Below are 22601 nucleotides of genomic sequence, written 5' to 3' on the forward strand. Positions count from 1 at the left end.
GAGCCGGCGAGCCGGCCCCCGACCACTCACCTCAGACCTCTTCGACCGAGCTCGGCTCGCGCCGGGACAGGTCGATGCCCAGCTCCTCAGCGGCCCGGAACACCTCGTCGTCGGTCTCGCGCATTTCCAGGGCCACACCGTCGCTGGACAGCACCTCAACGTTGAGGCACAGCGACTGCAGCTCCTTGAGCAGCACCTTGAACGACTCCGGGATGCCCGGCTCCGGGATGTTCTCGCCCTTGACGATGGCCTCGTAGACCTTCACCCGGCCGAGAACGTCGTCGGACTTGATCGTGAGCAGCTCCTGCAGGGCGTACGCGGCGCCGTACGCCTGCATCGCCCAGCACTCCATCTCACCGAAACGCTGACCACCGAACTGCGCCTTACCACCCAGCGGCTGCTGCGTGATCATCGAGTACGGACCGGTCGAACGAGCGTGGATCTTGTCGTCGACCAGGTGGTTGAGCTTCAGGATGTAGACGTAACCGACCGCGATCGGGTCCGGCAGCGGCTCGCCGGAACGACCGTCGAACAGCTGCGCCTTGCCGGTACGGCCGATCAGCTGCTTGCCGTCCCGGTTGGGCAGGGTCGACTCGAGCAGACCGGAGATCTCCTCCTCGCGGGCACCGTCGAAGACCGGGGTGGCCACATTGGTGTCCCCCTCGGACTCGTGCGCGTCGATCGAGCGGAGCTGACGCTTCCAGTCGGTGTCGTCGCCCTCGACCTTCCAACCGGTCTTGGCGACCCAACCGAGGTGGGTCTCCAGCACCTGGCCGATGTTCATCCGGCTCGGCACACCGAGCGGGTTGAGCACGATGTCGACCGGGGTGCCGTCCTCCAGGAACGGCATGTCCTCGATCGGCAGGATCTTCGAGATGACACCCTTGTTGCCGTGCCGGCCGGCGAGCTTGTCGCCGTCCTGGATCTTGCGCTTCTGGGCGACGTAGACCCGGACCAGCTCGTTGACACCCGGCGGCAGCTCGTCGCCGTCCTCGCGGGAGAACGTGCGCACACCGATGACCGTGCCGGTCTCGCCGTGCGGCACCTTCAGCGAGGTGTCCCGAACCTCACGCGCCTTCTCACCGAAGATCGCGCGGAGCAGGCGCTCCTCCGGGGTCAGCTCGGTCTCACCCTTGGGCGTGACCTTGCCGACCAGGATGTCGCCGGGAACGACCTCGGCACCGATCCGGATGATGCCGCGCTCGTCGAGGTCGGCGAGCATTTCCTCGCTGACGTTCGGGATGTCGCGGGTGATCTCCTCCGGGCCGAGCTTGGTGTCCCGAGCGTCGACCTCGTGCTCCTCGATGTGGATCGAGGTGAGCACGTCCTGCTGCACGAGGCGCTGCGACAGGATGATCGCGTCCTCGTAGTTGTGACCCTCCCAGCACATGAACGCCACCAGCAGGTTGCGTCCGAGTGCCATCTCGCCCTCGTCGGTGCACGGACCGTCGGCGATGACCTGACCGGCCTCGACGCGGTCGCCCTCGAAGACGACCGGCTTCTGGTTGACGCAGGAGCCGGCGTTGGAGCGGCGGAACTTGTGCAGCAGGTACGTCCGGCGGTGGCCGTCATCCTGGTGGATGGTGACGTAGTCGGCGCAGAGATCCTCGATCACACCGCCGACCTCGGCGACAACCACGTCGCCAGCGTCGACCGCGGCCCGGTACTCCATGCCCGTACCCACGAGCGGCGCCTCGGCCTTGACCAGCGGCACCGCCTGGCGCTGCATGTTCGCGCCCATCAGTGCCCGGTTGGCGTCGTCGTGCTCGAGGAACGGGATCATGGCGGTCGCGACCGAGGTCATCTGCCGGGGCGAGACGTCCATGTAGTCGACGGCACCGGGGATGACGTCCTCGGTCTCGCCGCCCTTACGACGGCAGAGCACCCGGTCCTCGGCGAACGTGCCGTCAGCCTTCAGGCGCGCGTTGGCCTGGGCCTTGACGAACCGGTCCTCCTCGTCCGCGGTCAGGTAGTCGATCTGGTCGGTGACCCGACCCTCGACGACCTTCCGGTACGGCGTCTCGATGAAGCCGAACGGGTTGACCCGGGCGAAGGTGGACAGCGCGCCGATCAGGCCGATGTTCGGGCCTTCCGGCGTCTCGATCGGGCACATCCGGCCGTAGTGGGACGGGTGCACGTCGCGGACCTCGAAGCCGGCCCGCTCCCGGGACAGACCACCCGGGCCGAGCGCGCTCAGCCGGCGCCGGTGGGTGAGACCCGCCAGCGGGTTGGTCTGGTCCATGAACTGGGACAGCTGAGACGTCCCGAAGAACTCCTTGATCGCCGCCACCACCGGGCGGATGTTGATCAGGGTCTGCGGGGTGATCGCCTCGACGTCCTGCGTGGTCATCCGCTCGCGGACGACCCGCTCCATCCGGGACAGGCCGACCCGGACCTGGTTCTGGATCAGCTCACCCACGGTACGCAGGCGCCGGTTGCCGAAGTGGTCGATGTCGTCGGCCTCGTAGCCGTCCTCACCGGCGTGCAGCCGGCAGAGGTATTCCACGGTGGCGACGATGTCGTCCTCGGTCAGCGTGCCGGTGGTGATCGGCACGGCGACTTCGAGCTTCTTGTTGAACTTGTAGCGCCCGACCTTGGCGACGTCGTACCTCTTCGGGTTGAAGAAGAGGTTGTCGAGCAGGGTCTGGGCGTTCTCGCGCGTCGGCGGCTCGCCAGGGCGCAGCTTGCGGTAGATGTCGAGCAGGGCCTCGTCCTGGCCGGCGATGTGGTCCTTCTCGAGCGTGGTCATCAGCAGCTCGGACCAGCCGAACTTCTCACGGATCCGCTCGGCCGACCAGCCGATGGCCTTGAGCAGGACGGTGACGGCCTGCCGACGCTTGCGGTCGATGCGTACGCCGACCGTGTCGCGCTTGTCGATGTCAAACTCCAGCCAGGCACCCCGACTCGGGATGACCTTGACGCTGGAGAGGTCGCGGTCGGAGGTCTTGTCCGGCTGCTTGTCGAAGTACACGCCCGGGGACCGGACGAGCTGGCTGACCACGACACGCTCGGTGCCGTTGATGACGAAGGTGCCCTTGGGCGTCATCATCGGGAAGTCACCCATGAACACCGTCTGGCTCTTGATCTCGCCAGTGGTGTTGTTGGTGAACTCCGCGGTCACGAAGAGCGGAGCGCAGTAGGTCAGGTCCTTCTCCTTGCACTCCTCGATCGAGGCCTTGACCTCGTCGAAGCGCGGCGCCGAGAAGGAGAGCGACATGGTGCCGGAGAAGTCCTCAATGGGACTGATCTCTTCAAGGATCTCCGCGAGACCCGAGCGTGCGTGCGGGTCGTCCGCCGACCGGCCCTGCCAAGCCTCGTTGCCCACGAGCCAGTCGAAGGACTCGTTTTGAATGGCAAGGAGGTTGGGGACCTCGAGGTGTTCGGTGATCCTGCCGAATGAAACTCGGCGGGGAGCGAATGCGCTCGACGTACGACTGGTCTTCGCAGGGCGGGAAGCTGCCAAGATGCGTCCTTCCGAGGACCGGTGCTGCAGAACGGCTGGTACGCGTGCACTCCAATGACCCCACCAGAAATATCCGTAAACGGACATTTCCGAGCAGGGGTCAAGTCGGAAGGCAGCGCAAACTAGCAGTGTAGCCGAGAGGCTAACCGCTGTCCAGCCCACCCCGCAGGTCGTTTGCGGAACGTGCCTCGGCCCCCGTAAACCGGGGTCTGCCGGGCCGCTCAGAACGCAACGTCCCCACTGGGCCGCTCAGGTCGACGCGGCCGATGGTGCCGCCGCTGTCATACCCACGTCGTGGCCGTCGCAAGCGCGGTGTCTTGCTGGTGCCAGCGTGCCTGGCAGCCCGGGGCCGCGTCAAGGGCCGGTATCCGGGTCGGCTCTTCTTTCCCACTGGAGGGCGACCCGCCAGGCGCGTCCGGATCGACAGGTGCGGCCATCGGTGCCCAGCTCAGGGGCAGGTCGGCTCCGGAACCACAAACACGGCGGGCGGCGATCCGTGTCGGATCACCGCCCGCCGCGACGCGATCGTGTCCCGGCTCACGAGCCAGGTACGCGCAGGTGGAGCTCAGGTCACTTGAGGGTGACCTTGGCGCCCTCACCCTCGAGCTTGGCCTTCGCCTTGTCGGCGGTCTCCTTGTTGACCTTCTCCAGGATGGCCTTCGGCGCGGACTCGACCGCGTCCTTGGCCTCCTTGAGGCCCAGGCCGGTCAGCTCACGCACGACCTTGATGACCTGGATCTTCTTGCCGCCGTCAGCCTCGAGGATGACGTCGAACTCGTCCTTCTCCTCCTCGACCGGGGCAGCAGCGGCGCCGCCGCCACCACCCTGGGCGATCGCGACCGGAGCCGCGGCGGTGACCTCGAAGGTCTCCTCGAACTGCTTCACGAACTCAGAGAGCTCGATCAGCGTCATCTCCTTGAACGCGTCGAGCAGCTCGTCGGTGCTGAGCTTCGCCATATCTGGCGTCCTTTCCTGATTCTGTTAAGTAAGAACTGGTGCGCCGTGGGGGCCTCAGGCCGCCTCGGCGCCCTCCTTCTCGCGCTTGTCCTGCAGTGCGGCCGCCAGACGTGCGGTCTTCGACAGCGGAGCCTGGAACAGGGCCGCGGCCTTGCTCAGGTTGCCCTTCATCGCGCCGGCCAGCTTGGCCAGCAGCACCTCGCGGGACTCCAGGTCGGCAAGCTTCGTGACCTCGGCCGCGGAAATGGCCTTGCCCTCGAAGACACCGCCCTTGATGACGAGCTTCGGGTTGGCCTTCGCGAAGTCGCGAAGCCCCTTCGCCGCCTCGACGACGTCGCCCGAAACGAAAGTCAGCGCGGTAGGACCGGTGAACAGCTCGTCGAGGCCGGTGATGCCCGCGTCCGTCGCAGCACGCTTCGCCAGCGTGTTCTTCGCGACCGTGTAGCTGGTCTCGGCGCCGAGCGAGCGCCGAAGCTGGGTGAGCTGGGAAACCGTCAGACCGCGGTACTCGGTCAGCACGGTGGCGCCCGAGCTGCGGAAGCTCTCGGTCAGCTCAGCGACGGCCGTGGCCTTGTCGGCCCGAATCGGCTTGTCCGCCATGTCCCTCCTCTCTCGTTACTCGAGGCTGGTCCCCGTCACAGCCGAAGCCGGAACGGGGGCGGAGGCAGCACGACAACGAAAAAGCCCCGGCGCAGGGCGCACGGGGCGAGGGCCGGTGGATCAACACAGTCGGCGGACCATGTCTCACTGCCGAGTTACGCTTGCCGCCCTACGCGGGTCGCCCGTTGTCGCGGGACCTTCGACCGTGCCGGAGCACGGTGACCAGCGGTCTTTGGGTGGTTCCTCATCCATGAGAGCACGGATGACGGTTGAAGACTACGCGCCCCGGCCACCAGCACCAAATCGCGCCTGGTGAGCCACGTCACCGACGCCGGCGCCGGTCAGCCGTGAGCCCGCCGCCGCCACAGGTAGCCGCCGACGACCGCGGCGCTCCAGGCCAGCGCCCACCCGGTCAGCCCCAGCAGGGTGAGCGCCGTAGCGTGGCTCGCGGTGGCGCGGGCGGCGGCCATGATCGGCGGTGCCAACCAGGGCGCCACCGAATCGCTCAGGCCGAACACCACCGCGCCGACACCGCCGAGGGTCAGCACCGCGACGCCGTACGCGGCACCGCCCACCGACGCGCGGCTGGCCAGCGCACCGAGGGCGACAGCGGCGGGTACGGCGAGCAGGTGCGCCCACAGCCCCAGCGCGATCCCGACCGGGATCGACCGGTCCCCCGGCTCCACCGGGCCGGTGACCCCGCCGACCAGCCACGGAAAGAGCAGCGCGACGGCCACCGTTGGCAGCGCCGCCACGCCCGCGGCGAGGAGCCCGGCAAGCCGCTCGCGGGCCACCCCGACGGTCACCTGGGCCAGCCGGCGCTGCACGTCCGGCTCGACGTCCAGCAGGATCTTGGTCTGCCAGGCGAGCACCGGGAAGAGCACCACGGCCGAGACGCCGTACGCCTCCGCTGGCTGGGCTCGGCCGCCGCCGTAGAGCGTGCCGAGCACGATGAGGCCGGCGAGCAGCGGCGCCAACGCCCGACCGGTCCGCAGGAGGCCGGCCAGCCGCATCCGTACCAGGGCGATCACCGGGCCTCCTCCGCTGCCTGCTCGACCGTGTGGACGCCCTCGGCGGCCGTGGGCTGTTCGGCTGCCGGCGCACCGTCCGGGCGGGTCGGGGCGGTCGATGCGGGACGAGCCTGCGGTGCGGGGGTGGAGGCGTCGGCGCGTACCCGAAGAATGTGGTGGCCCTCGGCGCGCATCCGGGCGACGGTGCCGGCGACCCGCGCGGTCGGCACCGCGACCTCGACCACCGAGAACGCCTCGTCCGCCGACGACGTCTCCTCGGTCAGTGTCCCGTCGGCCACCGACCAGCGGCGCGCGGTCGGCAGCCGGACCGTCTCGCCGCGGTGGTCGCTGACCAGCACGGCACCATCGGCGGCGAGCACCTCGGCGATCAGCTCGGGAACCAGCTCGCGGGTGGCGGCGTCCAGCCCCTCCCACGGCTCGTCGAGCACCAGCAGGCCCGGTGGACGCAGCATCGCCTGGGCGAGGCCCACCTTCTGCGCGGTGCCCTTGGACAGCTCCGGCAGGCGGACCGAACGGAAGGCGGACAACCCGAGCCGGTCGGTCCAGGAGGCCACCGCCTCGTCGGCCGCCGCCGCGCCCAGGCCCGCCGCGCGGGCCATCCCGGTCAGGTAGCGGGTCACGGTGAACGGCTGGTCGGCGGGAAAGCGCTCCGGCACCCAGCCCACCCGTGCCGGACGGTCGGTGACCCGGCCCCGGTCGGGCCGGAGCACCCCCGCGGCCACCTGGAGCAGTGTCGACTTGCCGGCCCCGTTGCGACCCAGAACGACAGCCACCTCACCCGGACCGATCCGCACGTCCACGCCGTGCAGCACCCACGGCCCACGCCTGTGGTACCGCAACCAGACGTTCTCCAGCCGCATAGGGATAGAGGGTGCCACACCTTAGGGCCTGTTTCATAAGGACTGGCCGGCCTGCGGCTGGCCCGGACGACGACCGGCGGCGTTGCGATTTCGTCCGGATACAACACCGGTATCCGGACGAAGCCGCGCCTTGCCGGACCGCCGCCCGGCCTCCGCCTCGGCTCGACCGCCCTCATGAAACAGGCCCTGGACGCCACGGGGCGCCGCCACGATCGTGGCGGCGCCCCGGTGGAGCAGATTGTCGCTCAGCCCTCGGCGGGGTCTCCGGTGAGGTTCTTGACCAGGTTGGGGTCGACCGGAACACCCGGACCCATCGTGGAGGTCACGATGACCTTGCGGAGGTACTTGCCCTTGGCCGCGGACGGCTTGGCACGCAGCACCTCGTCGAGCACCGCAGCGTAGTTCTCCACCAGCTGGCTCTCCGTGAAGGAGGCCTTACCGATGATCAGGTGCAGGTTGGAGTGCTTGTCCACCCGGAAGGTGATCTTGCCGCCCTTGATGTCCTGCACCGCCTTGGTGACGTCCATGGTCACCGTGCCGGTCTTCGGGTTCGGCATGAGACCGCGCGGGCCCAGGATCCGCGCGATCCGGCCGATCTTGGCCATCTGGTCCGGCGTGGCGATAGCCGCGTCGAAGTCGAGCCAACCACCCTGGATCCGGGCGACCAGCTCGTCGGTGCCCACCTCGTCCGCACCCGCGGCAGCGGCCTCTTCGGCCTTCGCGCCGCTGGCGAACACGATCACGCGGGCGGTCTTACCGGTGCCGTGCGGCAGGTTGACCACGCCGCGGACCATCTGGTCCGCCTTGCGGGGGTCGACGCCGAGGCGCATGGCGACCTCGACCGTGGCGTCGAACTTGACGTTGGTGGTCTCCTTGGCCAGCTTCACGGCCTCGGCGGGGGTGTAGAGCTTCGACCGGTCGATGACATCGGCGGCCTTGCGGTAGCTCTTGCTGCGCTGCATTGCTGATTACTCCTGTGGTCTCTGGCGGGCCGCTCGGCGCGGGCCCTCCCACGGTCGGATCGACGGCCTGGGCCGACGTCAGTCGTTGACGGTGATACCCATCGACCGGGCGGTGCCGGCGATGATCTTCTCGGCCTGGGCCAGGTCGTTGGCGTTGAGGTCGGCCATCTTCTTCTCGGCGATCTCACGCAGCTGGGCGCGGCTGACCGAGCCGACCTTCTCGGACTGCGGAACACCCGAACCCTTCTGCACACCGGCAGCCTTGATCAGCAGCCGGGCAGCGGGCGGGGTCTTCAGCACGAACGTGAAGGACCGGTCCTCGTACACGCTGATCTCGGCGGGAACGATGTCGCCCCGCTGGGACTCGGTCTGCGAGTTGTAGGACTTGCAGAACTCCATGATGTTCACGCCGTGCTGGCCCAGCGCGGGGCCGACCGGCGGCGCCGGCGTGGCCTGGCCCGCCGGCAACTGAAGCGTGAACGTCTTGACGAGCTTCTTCTTCGGAGGCATGTCACTTCCTGGGGCTTGGAGCTGGGAAAATGCGGCTGTCGCCGCCCTCGGAGCGCGCACGGTCAGCGCGGTGCGACAGCGGCGACATTCAAGAGTAGCGCAGGCCGCAGCCCACTCGTCCGCCGAGGTCGAGCGGGAGGGCCTACGCCGACGTCGGCGGCGGGTCGGACCCGCCGCCGACGACCAATCAGATCTTGGCGACCTGGTTGAAGTTGAGCTCCACCGGCGTCTCGCGACCGAAGATCGACACCAGCACCTTGAGCTTCTGCTGGTCGGCGTTGATCTCGCTGATCGTGGCCGGCAGCGACGCGAACGCGCCGTCGGTGACGGTGACGGAGTCGCCCACCTCGAAGTCGAGGACCTTGATCTCCGGCTTCGACTTCTTCTGCTCGGTCTCGACAGCCGGCGCCAGCCACTTCAGCACCTCGTCGAGCGAGAGCGGAGCCGGCCGGTCGGCCCGGTCGGTCGCACCGACGAAGCCGGTCACACCCGGGGTGTTCCGGACACACGAGTACGACTCGGCGGTCAACTCCATCCGGACCAGGATGTAGCCCGGGAAGACCTTGGCCTGGATCTGCGAACGCTTGCCGTTCTTGACCTCGACCTCTTCCCGAGTCGGCACCTCGACCTGGTAGATGAAGTCCTCCATGTCGAGGCTCGTGATCCGGGTCTCGAGGTTGGTCTTGACCTTGTTCTCGTACCCGGCGTACGAGTGCACGACGTACCAGTCACCCGGCGCGTAGCGCAGCTTCTGCCTCAACTCGGCGACGGGGTCGAAATCCTCGTCCGGCGCGGGCTCGGTCGTGGGGAACTCCGGCTCGCTGGCGGCCTCAACCGACTCGTCACCAGCCGCCGTCGCGACCGCGGACTGCTCGTCCACGGGTCCGGCGGTCTCGTCGTACTCAGGCACGCTCGCTCACTTCCATCACTATCGGCTGGAGGCAGCCGGTCAGTCCGAGTTGCCAAAGACAAACAACACGACCTTGGCGAAGCCGAAGTCCAGCACACCCACGATCGTCAGCATCACCGCGACGAACGCCACCACCACGGCGGTGTAGGTCAGCAACTCCTTGCGGGTCGGCCAGATGACCTTACGCAGTTCGGCTACGACCTCGCGGAAGAACCGGGCGATGCGGCCGAACACGCCCACCCGACCCGTTTCCGACCGCGTGGTCGGCCGGCTGTCCGCCGACTCCGCCCGGGCACGGGACCGCGTGGCGGTGCCTCCCCGGGAAACCGGCTCGTCCGCGCTGGAGGCGTCGTCGTCGGCAACCTCGTCGACGACATCGTCGTCCAGACGATCGTCGCCGGCGTCCTCGCCGCGCCGCTTGTTGTCGGCCACTTCGCCCTCCGTCGCGGAATCTGGGGTCGCACGCCGAGTGGCGTACGCGGCGCTGGTCACGCCGGCCGGACCCAACCGTCCCGCGACGGGCCGCGGCCGGTGGATCATCCGGAGGGCCCGATTGCCTCGGAACCACCCCGCCGATTCCACCACCACGGGCCGGACGCCGCCAGGCTGGCGGCGCGACCCACGGGAACGGTCAGGCCTGAGGCGCAGGGGTGACAGGACTTGAACCTGCAGCCTGCGGTTTTGGAGACCGCTGCTCTGCCAATTGAGCTACACCCCTATGTGGCAACACTCGCCCCACGCGGCCACAGACGACCGAGCAGGGGTCACTTGCCCCACGGCGGACCAGTGTACGGGTACCCGCCCGACTTTCCCAACCGGTCTCTCCGCCACGCGTGGCGGGCTCGGTTCAGCGCGCAGTCCGGATGGTTGCCCGCGCCTGTGCCAGTACCTTCTCGCCCAGGCAGGTGGCGGTCACCTCGAGTCGGGTGAGACCGTCCTCGGTCACCTCACGGACCCGCGCGGTGACCTCGATCTCGGTCCCCTGGTCGTCGTCGGGGACCACCACCGGCCGGGTGAAACGCACGCCGTACTCGGCCACCGCGTCCGGAGACCCGGCCCACTCGGTGACCGCCCGACCGACCAGCGCCATGGTGAACATGCCGTGGGCGATCACCCCGGGCAGACCCACCTTGGTGGCCACCCGGTCGCTCCAGTGGATCGGGTTGAAGTCGCCCGAGGCGCCGGCGTAGCGGACCAGGTCCGCACGGGTCACCTGGAACGTCTGTGCTGGCAACTCCATCTCACTCCTCCCCGCGAATGACATACCTGGCCCAGACCGCGACCACGGGGTCCCCGCCGACGGTGCTCACGTCGGTGCGCGTGGTCAGGAAGCCGTGCCCACCCCTGGTGCTGACGTCCTCGATGGTGTTGACGCAGACCAGCTCGTCGCCGGCGACCACCGGCCGGGTGTACGCGAACCGCTGGTCGCCGTGCACCAGGCGGCTGTAGTCGACACCCAGGGCCGGGTCCTCGATGATCTGGCTGCTCGCGGCCATCGTCACGATCACCGGAAAGGTCGGCGGGGCCACCACGTCGGGGTGGCCCAGCGCCCGCGCGGCCGCCGGGTCGTGGTGGGCCGGGTCGGTGGCGCCGATGGCGCTGGCGAATTCGCGGATCTTTTCTCGGCCCACCTGATAGGGGGCGGTCGGCGGATAGGTCCGGCCGACGAAGGAAGGGTCCAGGGACATGCCGCGAACCTACACGGAAAGCCCAATCGCCGACCTGATCGGTAGGCGGCGGCGGAGCCGCGCCAAACCGGTTCAGATCGGCGATTGGAAAGCTTCGACAGCGGCCGGCTGAGGCCGACAGCTTCGACAGCGGCCGGCTGAGGCCGGCCAGCGGTCAGCGGGTCTCGCGGTGGACCGTGTGCCGACCGTCGCGCGGGCAGAACTTCTTCAGCTCGATGCGGTCGGGGTCGTTGCGCCGGTTCTTGCGCGTGATGTAGTTGCGCTCCTTGCACTCCACACACGCCAAAGTGATCTTCGGCCGGACATCGGTAGCCTTCGCCACGGCGGAGTGCCTTCCTCGCTAACGGAAACAACTACGACGCGCCAGCCTAGACGCTGACAGCGCGGACATGCAAAGTGGGCGCCGGAAGCGCCCATTTCTTACGACCACCGGCAACGAGCCCGGAAGACGAGAGTAGCGGTGGCCGGACTTGAACCGGCGACACAGCGATTATGAGCCGCTTGCTCTACCATCTGAGCTACACCGCTGCGATGGGTCCAGCTGAACCCTCGAGCCCCCTTACGGAATCGAACCGTAGACCTTCTCCTTACCATGGAGACGCTCTGCCGACTGAGCTAAGGGGGCCTGCGCGAACTCCCCGTGGGGCGCGCAGAAGTAAGAGTACACGGCCCGGCTCGACAGGTGAAATCGGATCCCCGGTGATCGTCTTCGCCCTGCTCAGGGCACCACGCGAAGGCGCGGCAGCTCCCCGTTGGAGATCGATTCCGGCTCGACCTGAGCGCCGAACCAGGCGGCCAGCCGCTCGTACGGCAGCGGCCGGCTGAACAGGAAGCCCTGCCCGATCTCACAGCCGATGTCCTGGAGAAGCTCCAGGGTCAGCTCACTCTCCACGCCCTCGGCGACCACCGCCAGGCCGAACTGTTGGGAGAGGGTCACCACGGCGTTGACGATGGCCAGGTCCCCCGGGTCGGTCGCCATGCCCTGGACGAAGGAGCGGTCCACCTTCACCTCGTGCACCGGCAGCCGGCGCAGGTGTGCCAGCGAGGAGTCGCCCGTGCCGAAGTCGTCGACCGACAGCCGGACACCCAGGTCGCGCAGCCGTTGCAGGGTCGGGATGGGCCGATCGGTGCCGTCCAACACTCCCGCCTCGGTGATCTCCAGGGTCAGCCGCTGCGCCGGCACCCCGTACTCGGTCAGCAACTCCTGGACCCGGTCCGGGAAGTGCTGGTCGGTGAGCGTACGAGCGGCGATGTTGACCGCGATCGGCAGCGGCTGATCGGCCAGGGCCCAGTCCCGGCTGCGGCGCAGCCCCTCGCGGAGGACCACCTCGGTGAGCCTGCTCAACTGGCCGGTGTGCTCGGCCACCGCCACGAAGTCCTCGGGAGCGACCGTGCCGTGCGTCGGGTCCTCCCAGCGGGCCAGGCACTCGACACCCACCAGACGCCGATCCCGCAGCGTCACCTTGGGCTGGAAGTAGACCTCCAGCTCGTCCTGATCCAGTGCGCGGCGCAGATCGCCCGCCAGACCCAGCCGGCGCAACGATCGGGACTCCAGCGCCGGGTTGAACAGTTGCACGCTGCCCGGCACCGACTTGGCCGCCGTGGCCGCGAGGTCGACCCGGAGCAGCAGAGTCGCCGCGTCGCTGCCGTGATCGGGGTGCACGGCCACCCCGACGGCGGTGTTGACGTCGAGGGTGAGCGCGTCGAAGACCATCTCGTCACGAATCTGGTCGCGTAGTTGCGCCGCCAACTCGAGCGCCGCCTCCGCGCTCTCCAACCGCAGCGTCACCAGGAACTCGTCCCCACCCGCGCGGCCGACCAGGGCCGACGACGGTGCGCTGGCCCGCAACCGGCTGGCGACCTCGGCGAGGACCTTGTCCCCCGCCGCGTGCCCCAGGGACTCGTTGACCTGGCGCAGCCCGTCCACGTCGAAGAGCAGCAGTGCCACCACCTCGCCGGGGGCGGCGATCGTGAACGACTCCGCGAGCGCGCCGGTGATCCGCCGGCGGTTGGGCAGCCGGGTCAGCGCGTCGTGGTACGCGTCGTGCCGGAGCCTGTCGACCAGCCGCGAATTCTCCAGGGCGACGGCGGCATGCGCCGCCACGGTCTCGAAGATGGGGATGTCAGCCGGAGCGAAGTGGCCCACGTCGCTGAGCCGGTTGGCCACCTCCAGCGTGCCGATCACCGCCTGCCCGGAACGCAGGGGCACCGCGATGACGTCCTTGACCTTGGAGTCGGCGAGCGCGGACCGCAGCGTCGGGTCACCGCCGAAGGCCCGACCGAGAGCGACCGTCCGACCCGACTTACGCGTCTTCTCCCGGATCACCGGCGGGGTCGGGGCGACGTCGAGCAGACCCCGGTCGTCGAGGCGTGCGGTGAGCAGGACCTCCGGGTGCCGGCCCTGCGCCGGAAGCCACAGCGTGGCGTACTCCGCCTGCATGAGAGATCGGAGCCGGCCGAGCAGCGCGTCCGTCAGGTTGCCCTCCTGACCCGCCTCGCTCATTGCCCGGGTCAACTCGTACATGTCGCCCAGGGTGCGGTGCTGCCGAATGAACTGCGAGTACGAGCGGTAGAGCAGGACGCCGGCCACCGCCAGGGCCAGCAGCAGCAGGATCGACCAGAACGTCGTCGCCAGGGCGATCAGGATGATCATCCCGACCGCGACGTTCAACGCCGTGGTCAGCAGGACCTGGACGGCCGTACTCGCCGTCTCCCTGGTGCCCTGCCAGCCTTGCAGGAGGGTGATAACGCCGACCACGGCGACCAGGCTGATCAACGCGTTGGCGGCGACAGCGGCGAAGACCGCGCCCCACGTGGACGGGCCCACCCCCTCGTGCGGCGGCATGGCGGCCAACACCAGCCCGGCGACGGAGAATCCAGCCGCCGCCCGGGCGACGTTGAACCAGAACTTCGGCGGCGCGTAGCCGCGATGAATCTGGGTGAAGAGCTCGGCCGCCGTGGCGACGACGACCATGAGCAGCGGCGACAGCCAGAAGAGGGCGAGAATGAGTGGAATCTCGAGAAGGGTCACGACCACCGCCTGACGGCGGACGACGAAGCTGAGCGTTGGTATCCCGGCGGCAACCATCACCACCAGCAACGCAAGAGCCTTCGGCCAATCCTCCAGGTGGATCGGCACCGTCAGCGCGAGAACCAACGATCCCACCAGGGCGATCGCGGCGAGGGGAGCCGTGATCAGCCAGGCGTGCTCTGTCGTACGACGTCGGACAGCCTTAGGTGACACCGCACCGCCCTGTCATCGGGCACGTCGCCGCCGCACCGGGGTCACCGAGCGACGCTTGACGCTCCACTCGAAACCGAAACGCTGTGGCCGGCGGGGGCACCCCACTCGATCAGCTGGGACTGGAAGCCACTGCCGAGTTGAGCGCCAAGGACACCAACGGCCAGCGCGGCGAGGACGATCGACGCCGTGCGCAGCCGGCCAAACTTTCGACCAGACATTTGGAACTCCTGTCGGCAAGGGGGCTGTGCGGGGATGGAGATTCCACGATGGTGCCACAGCGACGTCCGCCAGGAAAGCTCCCCACCCGCGATCGGGCCAACCGACCCGCGAGCCGACCCGCTCGGCCGGGTCGGCACAACGTCCGGCCAGACCATCTGCTGATCAACCCAGGTGGGAATGCCCAAGAAACGACCTAGTAGAGAAAGCGCACCTACTAGACGTAACAGTTGAATTGAACTGTCGCCCCTCCATCCGTACGCACACTACTCGTCGCTACGTCGCGGCAACAGGTCACTGTCATCTATCTAATGAGCGTGCCGGTTGGGCTCAGGACTCGCGCAGCGGCCGGAACGCCGCCCGCAGCTCCACGGCGAACGTCTCCGGCTCCTCCCACGCGGCGAAGTGGCCGCCACGATCGGCCTCGTTGAAGTACGCGAGGCCGGGGTAGACCGTCTCCGCCCAGCTGCGCGGGGCAGGCCAGATCTCGCCGGGGAAGGTGGTGAAGCCGACCGGAACCGTGACCGGCGGCGGAGCCTGGCCGGCCGCGGCGGTCGCCGCCAAGAACCGTCCGAACTCCCAGTACCACCGCGCGGACGAGGCACCGGTGCCGGTCAGCCAGTACAGCGTGACGTTGTCGACGATCGTGTCCCGGGTAAGACCGCCTACGGGTTCGCCATCGACGAGCGCTCGGGAGATCTTGTAGTAGCTGTCGGTGTCGTGGTCGAACATCCAGGCCGCCAGCCCGATGGGTGAGTCCAGCAGGGAGTAGCCGATCGTCTGCGGCCGGGTGGTCTGCTCCAGGAAGTAACCGAATCCATCCATCGTGAACAGGTTGAGCGCGTCGTGCGCGGCACGTTCCTGCGCGGACTCCGCCGGCAGTTGGTCCTTGATGCCAATGGCACCGGCCAGCAGGTTGACGTGGATGCCGAGCAGCCCCGCAGGCGCCTGGCGGCCCATGGCGTCCGTGACGGCGGCACCCACATCGCCACCCTGCGCGACGTAGCGCGCGTAACCGAGGCGGTTCATCAGCTCCGCCCACGCCCGCGCGATGCGCCCGTTCTCCCAACCCAGCTCGGCTGGCTCGCCCGAGAAGCCGTAACCCGGCAGCGACGGCAGGACGAGGTGGAAGGCGTCCTCGGCCTGACCGCCGTGTGCGGTCGGATCGGTGAGCGGACCGATGACCCCGAGCAGCTCCACGACCGAGCCCGGCCAGCCGTGCGTAATGATCATCGGTAGAGCATCCTCGTGCTGCGACCGCACGTGAATGAAGTGGATCTCAACGCCGTCGATGTGGGTGGTGTACTGCGGTAAGGCGTTCAGCTTCGTCTCGAACGCGCGCCAGTCGTACTCCGTCGTCCAGTAGCGGGCCAATTCCTGGACCGTCGCCAACTGCACGCCCTGGGAGCGATCGGTGGCCAACTCCCGGGTCGGCCAGCGGGTGGCCGCGATCCGGCGGCGCAGGTCCGCGATTGCTTCCTCCGGCGTGTCGAGCCGGAAGGGACGGATCTCGTTGTCGGACATGCTCTCCACCTGCCGGGTTGGGACGACCGGTGCCGGCGCTCCGGCGGAGCGGGCAGCAGCCAGTCTCGCAGCGGGCCAACCGCGAGCGGACCGAAACGACAATTCAGGCGCCGTCGGACGGACTCCCGTGGCCTAGCTGCCGGGGCTGTCCTCCTGCTGGCGCGCTGAACCCTCGCGCGCGAGGTACTCGCACGGCCGTTCCGCATTGAGGTGCCAGACGCTTCCGGCCAGAGCGACGGAATAGGTGACCTCTCTCGCCTGCCGGTCGGCGGCCTCGACCGACAATCGCACCGACAACGGCTCGCTGCCGAACGCGGTCGCGCATTCGAAGCGGAGCTTGACCTCGACCCAGCCGGTGCCACCGGGACGTAACACCACAGACCCGCCGGTGCCATGCACCTCAGCGCCGGGTCGTTGCCCGGTGACCGCAACGACCGTGATCGGCGCCGGACCAGTGTTGATCACCGCGAGCTGCCCCTCCAACCGCAGGACGCCCTCGACGTCCAAGCCTCCGCCTCCGGCAGACGCAGGGAGGGCCACGAGTGAGACCGAAGCGGCACGTTCCCGCTCTGCCTGCGAGGCTCGCAGCTCGTTCACACCGACACCACCAAGCAGAGCGCCGACCAGGAAGACAGCGGCCAGCCAGACAACCACCTTCGACCTGGGCATGAGGCGGTCCGGGTCGTACGCCGCCGGCTGGCGATCGCGGTCGTCCAGGTCGATCACTCCACGCTCCGCCACCATCGCGCCAGCTTATGGCTCACTCTCCCGTCGGCCCGCCCCTCCTGCGTTCCGCGATCGGATGCCACGCTGCTCACAGGGCGACTTGCCGGCGGGCGGCCAATCGGCTGACCGCGATGTTGATTGCCAAGACTCCGAGCACGGCTCCGAGAAGGAAGTCTCGCGGTCCGAACTCCTCCAGACCGTAAAGCACCCAATGGTTTTGCTTGTCGGCCACCATGGGCAGGAGTAGCGCCAGGAGGACTGCGCTGGCAGCGATCGATATCCGCACATCGAGCGCCGCGCCCACCAGAGCCGCCACCAGCCCCGCGGCCACGATGACCGGCAGGGTCAACTGGTCGACCCAGCCATTGAGCGGATTGGGCGTCACGACAGTGATGGTCATTGCCACGACGACAAGCCAGATCCATGGCCGCGCCGCCCGTGACTGGCGCGCCCGAAGCAGCGGCACCATCGTCAGTACGGCCAGCGCGCATGCCCACATCGAGGGCTGCATGGGCAGGTAGAGGCCCGTTCGGACCCCCAGCAGCGTGTCGAGTCCCGCCCATGGCTGCAGATACCACGGCTCATTCGCCACGGCGTACCAGATCTCCGCGCCGAAGGCGCCGATCGTCATGGCGAGCGCGAGACCGTAACGAGCCCAGGCCGCTGCGGCCAGGGCGAGAAGCAACAATGAGGGCGTGACCAGGCTCCCCTCATGCTCGTTGCTGGCGGAACCACCCGGCACCAGCATCCACAAGCGCCAGAGAAGAGGCAGAGCCGCGAGCGCAACGCCGCACACGAGCAGGGACAGCGCGGTCAGTCGCAGCGCCGAGTGTCGCAGGGTCTCCCGGGAGCCGAGCCGGTCCACACCGGAGCGGACCCGCAGACCACCCAGCACGAGTGCGAGGGACTCCCGGAGCCTCGGGTGCCTCCGGTCCGTCTCGCCCGCGACCAGCAGCGTTTCCAGCATCTCGTCGGCGCGGTACTGCCGGTAGGCCCGGGGGTACGCGCGCAGCAGCCACCGGTAGCGGCGCTCCAGGCCGGTCATGCCGGCGCCGTCCGGACCGTCGCGGCCGTCGACCGTACGGAACGGTCTCGAACGACCCGAGCCGCCGCGATCAGCCGCGCAGCCTCCTCGTGCAGTGCGGACAACCCGCGCTCGGTCAGCTCATACGTGCGACGGGCACGACCGTTGACCACCGTCTCCTCGGCCATCCGCACCATCTCCTCACCGGTGAGCCGGTCCAGCGCGGCGTACAGCGTCCCGGTCGTCAACCGCACTCGCCCGTCGGACAACTCCAGTGCGCGCTTGACGATGGCGTAGCCGTGTAGCGGCTCGTCCTGCAACGCGGCGAGGATGAAATATGTGGGTTCACGCATCGGCGCGGACGGCTTAGTCATGTCATCAACATAAGCAGATCATCAATGTATCGGTCAAGGTAGAACTCTTCGCTCGGTACCCGGAGCATCACCGCTCGTAGAGATGCGCCACGGACCCGGCCGGCGTGTCACCCGTCCTAGCCAACGGCGCAGCGCGTCTGTGCCGCCGCCCAGGGCCACTTCATCCCGACGTACGCGCGGCTGTGTGCGTACCAGAGGTTGAGGTTTTTGGTCTTGGCCTTGGAGGCCGGGCGCCCTCGGCCCGCTAACGCCTGTCTCGCGGACCGTGATGTTCTTCCATCCGGTACTCCCAGCCCTCACGCCAGGCGAAGTCAGCGTCGACCAGGTCCTCCAGCCGGACCCCATTGATCCAATGGTCGAGGCCCCACCGAGTGGCAACGTGCCCGATCACCAAAACTCGCCGGCCCGCCCATCGCAGCGACAGATCGTCGAGAAACCGACCGACCCGGTGCACGGCCTGTCGCCAGCTCTCACCGCCTGGGTAGGGATGGTCGAGATACCGGCTGCGCCGCGCATGCAGGTCGGCGGCCGGGAGACCGTTAAGTTCCCCGTAGTCACACTCCCGCAGGCGCCAATCGTGCAGCAGGGGGATGGTGGTTCCCGCGAGGGCTATCTCGGCCGTCTCCACAGCCCTACGCAGGTCCGAGGTGAATACCGCCTCGATGCCGTCGCCTCTCCTACGCTGGCCGAGGTCGGCTGCCAGCGCCCTTCCCCGGGACGACAACCGGCCCGGCAGCCACCCGGTAGCAAGACCTCGGTCGTTGTCCTCGCTCCAGGAATGAGTCTCGAAGACGATCTCAGTCGGCATCAGGCGATGCTACTGACGAGGTAGAAACGGGTCGCTGAGGACGCCGCAGCGGCCAGGCCTGGCCCGATCGGCCGACGCCCCGACGACCAGTTTCGAGACAGACGCAGTCCGCAAGGCGCGATCGCGGCAGGCGGTACGAAAGCCGGACGGGCGAGCTGCGCCGAGGGAGAGCCGCCCACCATCTGCCCGCGGATAACACGTTGCTCTCAGGACGCCGCTCGCGGCTACAGCGTCATCCGAACCGACTCGATGAGATGCCAATTCGCGATGCTCGCCACCGTCGACACCGCGACGGCCATCAAGAAGACCCGCCGTGAGACCGGTGGCCGGCGGAGCCGTATCGCAACGAGCGCGGCTACAGCCGCAAGAAGAAGTTGCACCGCTGCCGTCCCCAGCCTCGTCCAGACGAAAGAATCCATGGGACCGACCCAGACGAACGCGATGCGCAGGACGGTGTAGGCCGCTTCCCCGGCAAGCAGCCCGAGCGCTACGCCGAGAGCGATGCCGGCGTTGCGGGTGGTGCCCGCCCTGAAGACGTGGGCGAGGTAGCCAAGCACCAATCCGCCAAACAATGAACCAGCCACCCAGAAGGCCGACGCGCGCACGACGGAGCCGAGCCCGTCCGGTGGTGGCGCTGAACCGCTGAGCCACTGCCGGCCCAGTGAGGCGATGAGGCCGTAGTAGGTCAGGGTTGCCAGGGCGAGGGTGCCCACCCCAGCGACGAGGGCGGACCTCAAGGTCGGGGCGTAGTAGCTCACGACGAGGGCCACGATGCCCCAGGCGAATCCCGAGCTGAAGGCTGGCACGAGAAACCTACCCACGGTTTCCGGCACGAGGTCGGCGATGAAGGCCACCATCCCCATTGCGATCCCAGCCAGAACCGGGGGAATCACCTCACGCTGCGCCGAGCGTCTGCCCTGCGCCACCAACTCCGTCACTTGAGAACCGCCAGGAGGACTGAGACCAGGCCCAGCGCCGACGGCGTCGCGTAGGGCAACGCCCCTCTGACGATCACTCGGACATTCTGGCCCGACACCGCAGCGTCAGTCAGATAGGCAGGCGGGCGAGTCAACAACAGCAGGAGACAGCAAAGGCCCCTGACTTGCGTTTTCGCAGGTCAGGGGCCTTGCCGCTCCCTGGTGGCGGGTAGAGGATTCGAACCTCTGAAGCTTTCGCGACGGATTTACAGTCCGCTCCCATTGGCCGCTCGGGCAACCCGCCAGGGCACCCCACCGCGTCGTAACGCGGCGGCGGAAGCAAGGATAGCGGCTCCCCCCGGTGCCGACGCAACCGGGTACGGTCAGGGGGTCGTGCCGCTGGTCGGTGGCCGACTGCAGGCCCAGACCGCCGGACAGCAGGAGCAGAAACATGGCAGCGAACCCGTCGTTTGACATTGTGAGCAAGGTTGACCACCAGGAGGTCGACAACGCCGTCCGGCAGGCGGCGAAGGAGCTCACGACTCGGTTCGACTTCCGCGGCACCGGGGCGGAGATCTCCTGGTCAAGCAAGGAGGCGATCGGCCTTCAGGCGGAGACCGAGGAGCGTGTTCGTGCCGTACTGGACGTTTTCAAGGAGAAGCTCATCAAGCGGAACATCTCGCTGAAGGCGCTGGACGCCGGCGAGCCGCGCCAGTCCGGCAAGATCTTCAAGATCGACTGCAAGGTTGTCGAGGGCATCGAGCAGGACAAGGCCAAGGCCATCAGCAAGAAGATCCGCGATGAGGGCCCCAAGGGCGTGCAGGCGCAGATCCAGGGCGACCAGCTGCGCGTCACCGGCAAGAAGAGGGACGACCTCCAGGCCGTCATCGCGCTGCTCAAGGGTGAGGATTTCGGCGTCGCCCTCCAGTTCGACAACTACCGGTAAGGAAGGCTCGGCCGGCCTGGTCATTGGGGCCGACCACGCCTTGCCACCTGGGCAGACGTCGTCACACGTGGTCGTCGTTGGTCACGCACGATCGACCTGCGACGGCCTGGACCTGGTCCTCGTCGACCCGCCGGCTCCGACCCAAGCGGGGTGTCGACCGATGCGGTTTCCGAGGCCGCCGGAACGGCGTGACGATCAGGGCTGTGAGAGCCTCTCAAGGTGTCCCGTGCGCGTTTGCTGACGGTCGTCGGAGTCCTCCTGTTACTGGCTTCGTGTCTGCTTCCCTGCCTTACGTTCTGGAATTACGGGATCACCCTGCCTGATCAGGACCCGACGCCCGAGGTCATCCAGCAGGAGAACGCGGGAGCCCTCGCGTTCGAGCAGAGGTTTCAGACCGCATCATGGGTCGCCGGCGCTCTGGCAGTTCTTGGTCTGGCTGCCCTGATCTACGCGCGGAAACACCGCCGGAGGGCCACCGGAGCCTGACTACCGAACGTCGAGCCGTCAGACCGGGACGAGGTCTTCGGCGCGTACCGCTGTGGTTTCGGCGCGGGCGATGGGTCCGGCGGGCAGGGCGGCGACCGCGGCCCCGACGGCGACGGCCGCCCCGGCGAACAGGAACGCCCACCGGACGCCACCCGCGTGATCCACGATCAGGCCGGCCACCGAGCCGCCGGCCGCGCTCGCCGCGACCGCGACGGTGACCACCCAGGTGTACGCCTCGTTCAGCATGCCGGCCGGGGCGATCCGGCCGACCAGGGTGTTCTCCAGGGTCAGCGCGGGTGCGATTGTCGCTCCGCCGACGATCAGGGCGACGCCCAGCGCCAGCGGGGTGGGCATGACCGCGAACACGGCGAAGGTGGCGGCCAGCGCGGCGAGCAGCAGGGCGAACTGCCGGGTCATGTTCTTCGCCGGCTTGCGGACGCCGAACCAGAATCCGCCGATGGCGCTGCCGATTCCCCACACGGCCAGGAGAAGCCCGGCCAGGCTCTCCGGGTCGCCGGTGGTGTGGCCGCTCGCGTACGCCGGGACGATCACCCCGGCGGCGCCGAAGGCGATGCCCAGGCCGGCCACGCAGACCAGCAGGGCGGGGAAGCCGGCGACCCGCAGCGGGCCGAGCCCTCGGGCGTGGTGTTCGCGCGGGTGCGGACGCCAACCGCGCATCACCCGGCCGAGGGCCACGGCGGTGGTGCCGACCAGGGTGACCACTGCCGCTCCGATCAGCGCGGCCGCCGCGTCGGCGACGAGCACGAAGCCGGCGACGAGCAGCGGGCCGAGCACGAAGACGATTTCGAACAGTGAGGTCTCGGCGGCGAGCGCCGTGTTGCGCAGGGGGTAGCGGCCGGATCCGGGGCCGGTGAGGTCGTTCCAGGCGCCACGGATGGCGGCGGTGAGCGGCGGGTAGGTGGCGCCGGCCACGCCTGCGGCGAGGTAGATGGCGGGGAGCGCGTCGTCGCCCGAGCGGCTGGCCAGCAGCAGCCCGATGAGCGCCAGCGGGTGAGCCACGGCGGTGACCAGCAGGACGGGGCTGGGGCCGACCCGGTCGGCGATCCGCCCGGCCACCGGGCTGAGGGCGGCGCCGGCGACTGCGTAGATCCCGCCGGCGATGGCAGCCAGCGCGTATCGCCCGGTCACCTGTTCGACCACCAGCAGCAGCGCCAGCGGGGTCATGCCGATCCCGAGCCGCCCGACGATGCCGAGGATCAGCAGCATCGGGGCGCCGGGGATCCGCCAGACACCCAGGTACTGACGCAGCGCGGCCACCGGAAACCTCCAGAGATGTAATGAGCGTGAGCCGTTACGACCCTAACGCGACCGCCGTGCCGGCAGACAACCGAAAT

General features: G+C 68.6%; 21 protein-coding genes and 4 tRNA genes. 1 reads left to right on the forward strand and 24 read right to left on the reverse strand.

Translation table 11 applies throughout. From position 1 onward, the window contains the following. Positions 1-31 precede the first annotated feature (31 nt). The 23 genes from AB0A90_RS27560 to AB0A90_RS27670 all read right to left on the reverse strand — a co-directional run bounded on the left by AB0A90_RS27560 (position 32) and on the right by AB0A90_RS27670 (position 20118). Positions 32-3463, reverse strand: coding sequence for a DNA-directed RNA polymerase subunit beta (locus tag AB0A90_RS27560; protein ID WP_357253583.1), 3432 nt, complete (start codon positions 3461-3463; stop codon positions 32-34). Between the two features lie 570 nt (positions 3464-4033). Beyond that, positions 4034-4420 (reverse strand): 50S ribosomal protein L7/L12, encoded by a 387-nt coding sequence (rplL, locus tag AB0A90_RS27565; RefSeq protein ID WP_357253585.1) that lies wholly within the window; start codon positions 4418-4420, stop codon positions 4034-4036. Positions 4421-4474: 54 nt separating this feature from the next. Next, positions 4475-5020 carry a 50S ribosomal protein L10 gene (gene rplJ / locus AB0A90_RS27570; protein ID WP_238645346.1) on the reverse strand — a complete coding sequence of 182 codons (546 nt, stop codon included), beginning with the start codon at positions 5018-5020 and terminating at the stop codon, positions 4475-4477. Between the two features lie 341 nt (positions 5021-5361). Then, a complete protein-coding gene (locus AB0A90_RS27575; RefSeq protein WP_357253588.1) occupies positions 5362-6051 on the reverse strand; it encodes a hypothetical protein in 690 nt (229 codons plus the stop codon). After that, a complete protein-coding gene (locus tag AB0A90_RS27580; RefSeq protein ID WP_357253590.1) occupies positions 6048-6911 on the reverse strand; it encodes an ATP-binding cassette domain-containing protein in 864 nt (287 codons plus the stop codon). The genes AB0A90_RS27575 and AB0A90_RS27580 overlap by 4 nt, the downstream gene beginning before the upstream one ends. 245 nt (positions 6912-7156) lie before the next feature. Further along, positions 7157-7873: a 50S ribosomal protein L1 gene (rplA, locus tag AB0A90_RS27585; RefSeq protein WP_357253592.1), complete on the reverse strand. Its 717-nt coding sequence runs from the start codon at positions 7871-7873 to the stop codon at positions 7157-7159. A gap of 78 nt (positions 7874-7951) precedes the next feature. Continuing rightward, a complete protein-coding gene (gene rplK, locus AB0A90_RS27590) occupies positions 7952-8383 on the reverse strand; it encodes a 50S ribosomal protein L11 (RefSeq protein ID WP_088950247.1) in 432 nt (143 codons plus the stop codon). Positions 8384-8570: 187 nt separating this feature from the next. Then, the gene (gene nusG / locus AB0A90_RS27595; protein WP_357253594.1) at positions 8571-9293 is read right to left on the reverse strand and encodes a transcription termination/antitermination protein NusG; all 723 of its coding nucleotides are present in this window, start codon (positions 9291-9293) and stop codon (positions 8571-8573) included. A gap of 39 nt (positions 9294-9332) precedes the next feature. Beyond that, a complete protein-coding gene (gene secE / locus AB0A90_RS27600) occupies positions 9333-9725 on the reverse strand; it encodes a preprotein translocase subunit SecE (RefSeq protein WP_357253596.1) in 393 nt (130 codons plus the stop codon). A 213-nt stretch (positions 9726-9938) separates the two neighbouring features. Next, positions 9939-10011 (reverse strand) — tRNA-Trp (locus tag AB0A90_RS27605). Between the two features lie 129 nt (positions 10012-10140). Continuing rightward, positions 10141-10533 (reverse strand): MaoC family dehydratase, encoded by a 393-nt coding sequence (locus AB0A90_RS27610; RefSeq protein WP_357253598.1) that lies wholly within the window; start codon positions 10531-10533, stop codon positions 10141-10143. 1 nt (position 10534) lies between these two features. Beyond that, complete coding sequence (locus AB0A90_RS27615; RefSeq protein ID WP_357253600.1) at positions 10535-10981, reverse strand: MaoC family dehydratase N-terminal domain-containing protein; 447 nt, start codon at positions 10979-10981, stop codon at positions 10535-10537. A 154-nt stretch (positions 10982-11135) separates the two neighbouring features. Further along, positions 11136-11303 carry a 50S ribosomal protein L33 gene (gene rpmG, locus AB0A90_RS27620; protein WP_007073056.1) on the reverse strand — a complete coding sequence of 56 codons (168 nt, stop codon included), beginning with the start codon at positions 11301-11303 and terminating at the stop codon, positions 11136-11138. 133 nt (positions 11304-11436) lie between these two features. Further along, positions 11437-11509 (reverse strand) — tRNA-Met (locus tag AB0A90_RS27625). Positions 11510-11533: 24 nt separating this feature from the next. Next, positions 11534-11606: transfer RNA gene (locus AB0A90_RS27630), tRNA-Thr, on the reverse strand. A gap of 93 nt (positions 11607-11699) precedes the next feature. Further along, positions 11700-14225 (reverse strand): bifunctional diguanylate cyclase/phosphodiesterase, encoded by a 2526-nt coding sequence (locus AB0A90_RS27635; protein WP_357253602.1) that lies wholly within the window; start codon positions 14223-14225, stop codon positions 11700-11702. A gap of 546 nt (positions 14226-14771) precedes the next feature. Next, on the reverse strand, positions 14772-15965 hold the full coding sequence (locus AB0A90_RS27640; protein WP_357253604.1) for an epoxide hydrolase: 1194 nt from the start codon (positions 15963-15965) through the stop codon (positions 14772-14774). 132 nt (positions 15966-16097) lie between these two features. Beyond that, positions 16098-16691: a hypothetical protein gene (locus AB0A90_RS27645; RefSeq protein ID WP_357253606.1), complete on the reverse strand. Its 594-nt coding sequence runs from the start codon at positions 16689-16691 to the stop codon at positions 16098-16100. An 88-nt stretch (positions 16692-16779) separates the two neighbouring features. Then, positions 16780-17736, reverse strand: coding sequence for a hypothetical protein (locus tag AB0A90_RS27650; RefSeq protein WP_357253608.1), 957 nt, complete (start codon positions 17734-17736; stop codon positions 16780-16782). Further along, complete coding sequence (locus AB0A90_RS27655) at positions 17733-18089, reverse strand: PadR family transcriptional regulator (protein ID WP_357253610.1); 357 nt, start codon at positions 18087-18089, stop codon at positions 17733-17735. Before AB0A90_RS27655 ends, AB0A90_RS27650 begins: the two co-directional genes overlap by 4 nt. A 244-nt stretch (positions 18090-18333) precedes the next feature. After that, a complete protein-coding gene (locus tag AB0A90_RS27660; protein WP_357253612.1) occupies positions 18334-18897 on the reverse strand; it encodes a histidine phosphatase family protein in 564 nt (187 codons plus the stop codon). A 224-nt stretch (positions 18898-19121) separates the two neighbouring features. Further along, on the reverse strand, positions 19122-19835 hold the full coding sequence (locus tag AB0A90_RS27665) for a DUF6518 family protein (RefSeq protein ID WP_357253615.1): 714 nt from the start codon (positions 19833-19835) through the stop codon (positions 19122-19124). Between the two features lie 199 nt (positions 19836-20034). Further along, positions 20035-20118, reverse strand: a tRNA-Tyr gene (locus AB0A90_RS27670). A gap of 147 nt (positions 20119-20265) precedes the next feature. Here AB0A90_RS27670 and AB0A90_RS27675 point away from each other — a divergent pair. Continuing rightward, positions 20266-20760 carry a YajQ family cyclic di-GMP-binding protein gene (locus AB0A90_RS27675; protein ID WP_357253617.1) on the forward strand — a complete coding sequence of 165 codons (495 nt, stop codon included), beginning with the start codon at positions 20266-20268 and terminating at the stop codon, positions 20758-20760. Positions 20761-21264: 504 nt separating this feature from the next. Here AB0A90_RS27675 and AB0A90_RS27680 read toward each other — a convergent pair. Then, positions 21265-22524: an MFS transporter gene (locus tag AB0A90_RS27680; protein ID WP_357253619.1), complete on the reverse strand. Its 1260-nt coding sequence runs from the start codon at positions 22522-22524 to the stop codon at positions 21265-21267. Between the last annotated feature and the right edge of the window lie 77 nt (positions 22525-22601).

Source organism: Micromonospora sp. NPDC049204, from assembly GCF_040647935.1.
Lineage (GTDB): Bacteria > Actinomycetota > Actinomycetes > Mycobacteriales > Micromonosporaceae > Micromonospora.

What these genes read in the sequence shown, in the direction of transcription:
- rplL (WP_357253585.1), bottom strand. Translation starts at nt 4,420, where the DNA reads ATGGCGAAGCTCAGCACCGACGAGCTGCTCGACGCGTTCAAGGAGATG.
- rplJ (WP_238645346.1), bottom strand. Translation starts at nt 5,020, where the DNA reads ATGGCGGACAAGCCGATTCGGGCCGACAAGGCCACGGCCGTCGCTGAG.
- AB0A90_RS27580 (WP_357253590.1), bottom strand. Translation starts at nt 6,911, where the DNA reads ATGCGGCTGGAGAACGTCTGGTTGCGGTACCACAGGCGTGGGCCGTGG.
- rplA (WP_357253592.1), bottom strand. Translation starts at nt 7,873, where the DNA reads ATGCAGCGCAGCAAGAGCTACCGCAAGGCCGCCGATGTCATCGACCGG.
- rplK (WP_088950247.1), bottom strand. Translation starts at nt 8,383, where the DNA reads ATGCCTCCGAAGAAGAAGCTCGTCAAGACGTTCACGCTTCAGTTGCCG.
- AB0A90_RS27610 (WP_357253598.1), bottom strand. Translation starts at nt 10,533, where the DNA reads ATGGAGTTGCCAGCACAGACGTTCCAGGTGACCCGTGCGGACCTGGTC.
- AB0A90_RS27615 (WP_357253600.1), bottom strand. Translation starts at nt 10,981, where the DNA reads ATGTCCCTGGACCCTTCCTTCGTCGGCCGGACCTATCCGCCGACCGCC.
- AB0A90_RS27640 (WP_357253604.1), bottom strand. Translation starts at nt 15,965, where the DNA reads ATGTCCGACAACGAGATCCGTCCCTTCCGGCTCGACACGCCGGAGGAA.
- AB0A90_RS27650 (WP_357253608.1), bottom strand. Translation starts at nt 17,736, where the DNA reads ATGACCGGCCTGGAGCGCCGCTACCGGTGGCTGCTGCGCGCGTACCCC.
- AB0A90_RS27655 (WP_357253610.1), bottom strand. Translation starts at nt 18,089, where the DNA reads ATGACTAAGCCGTCCGCGCCGATGCGTGAACCCACATATTTCATCCTC.
- AB0A90_RS27660 (WP_357253612.1), bottom strand. Translation starts at nt 18,897, where the DNA reads ATGCCGACTGAGATCGTCTTCGAGACTCATTCCTGGAGCGAGGACAAC.
- AB0A90_RS27675 (WP_357253617.1), top strand. Translation starts at nt 20,266, where the DNA reads ATGGCAGCGAACCCGTCGTTTGACATTGTGAGCAAGGTTGACCACCAG.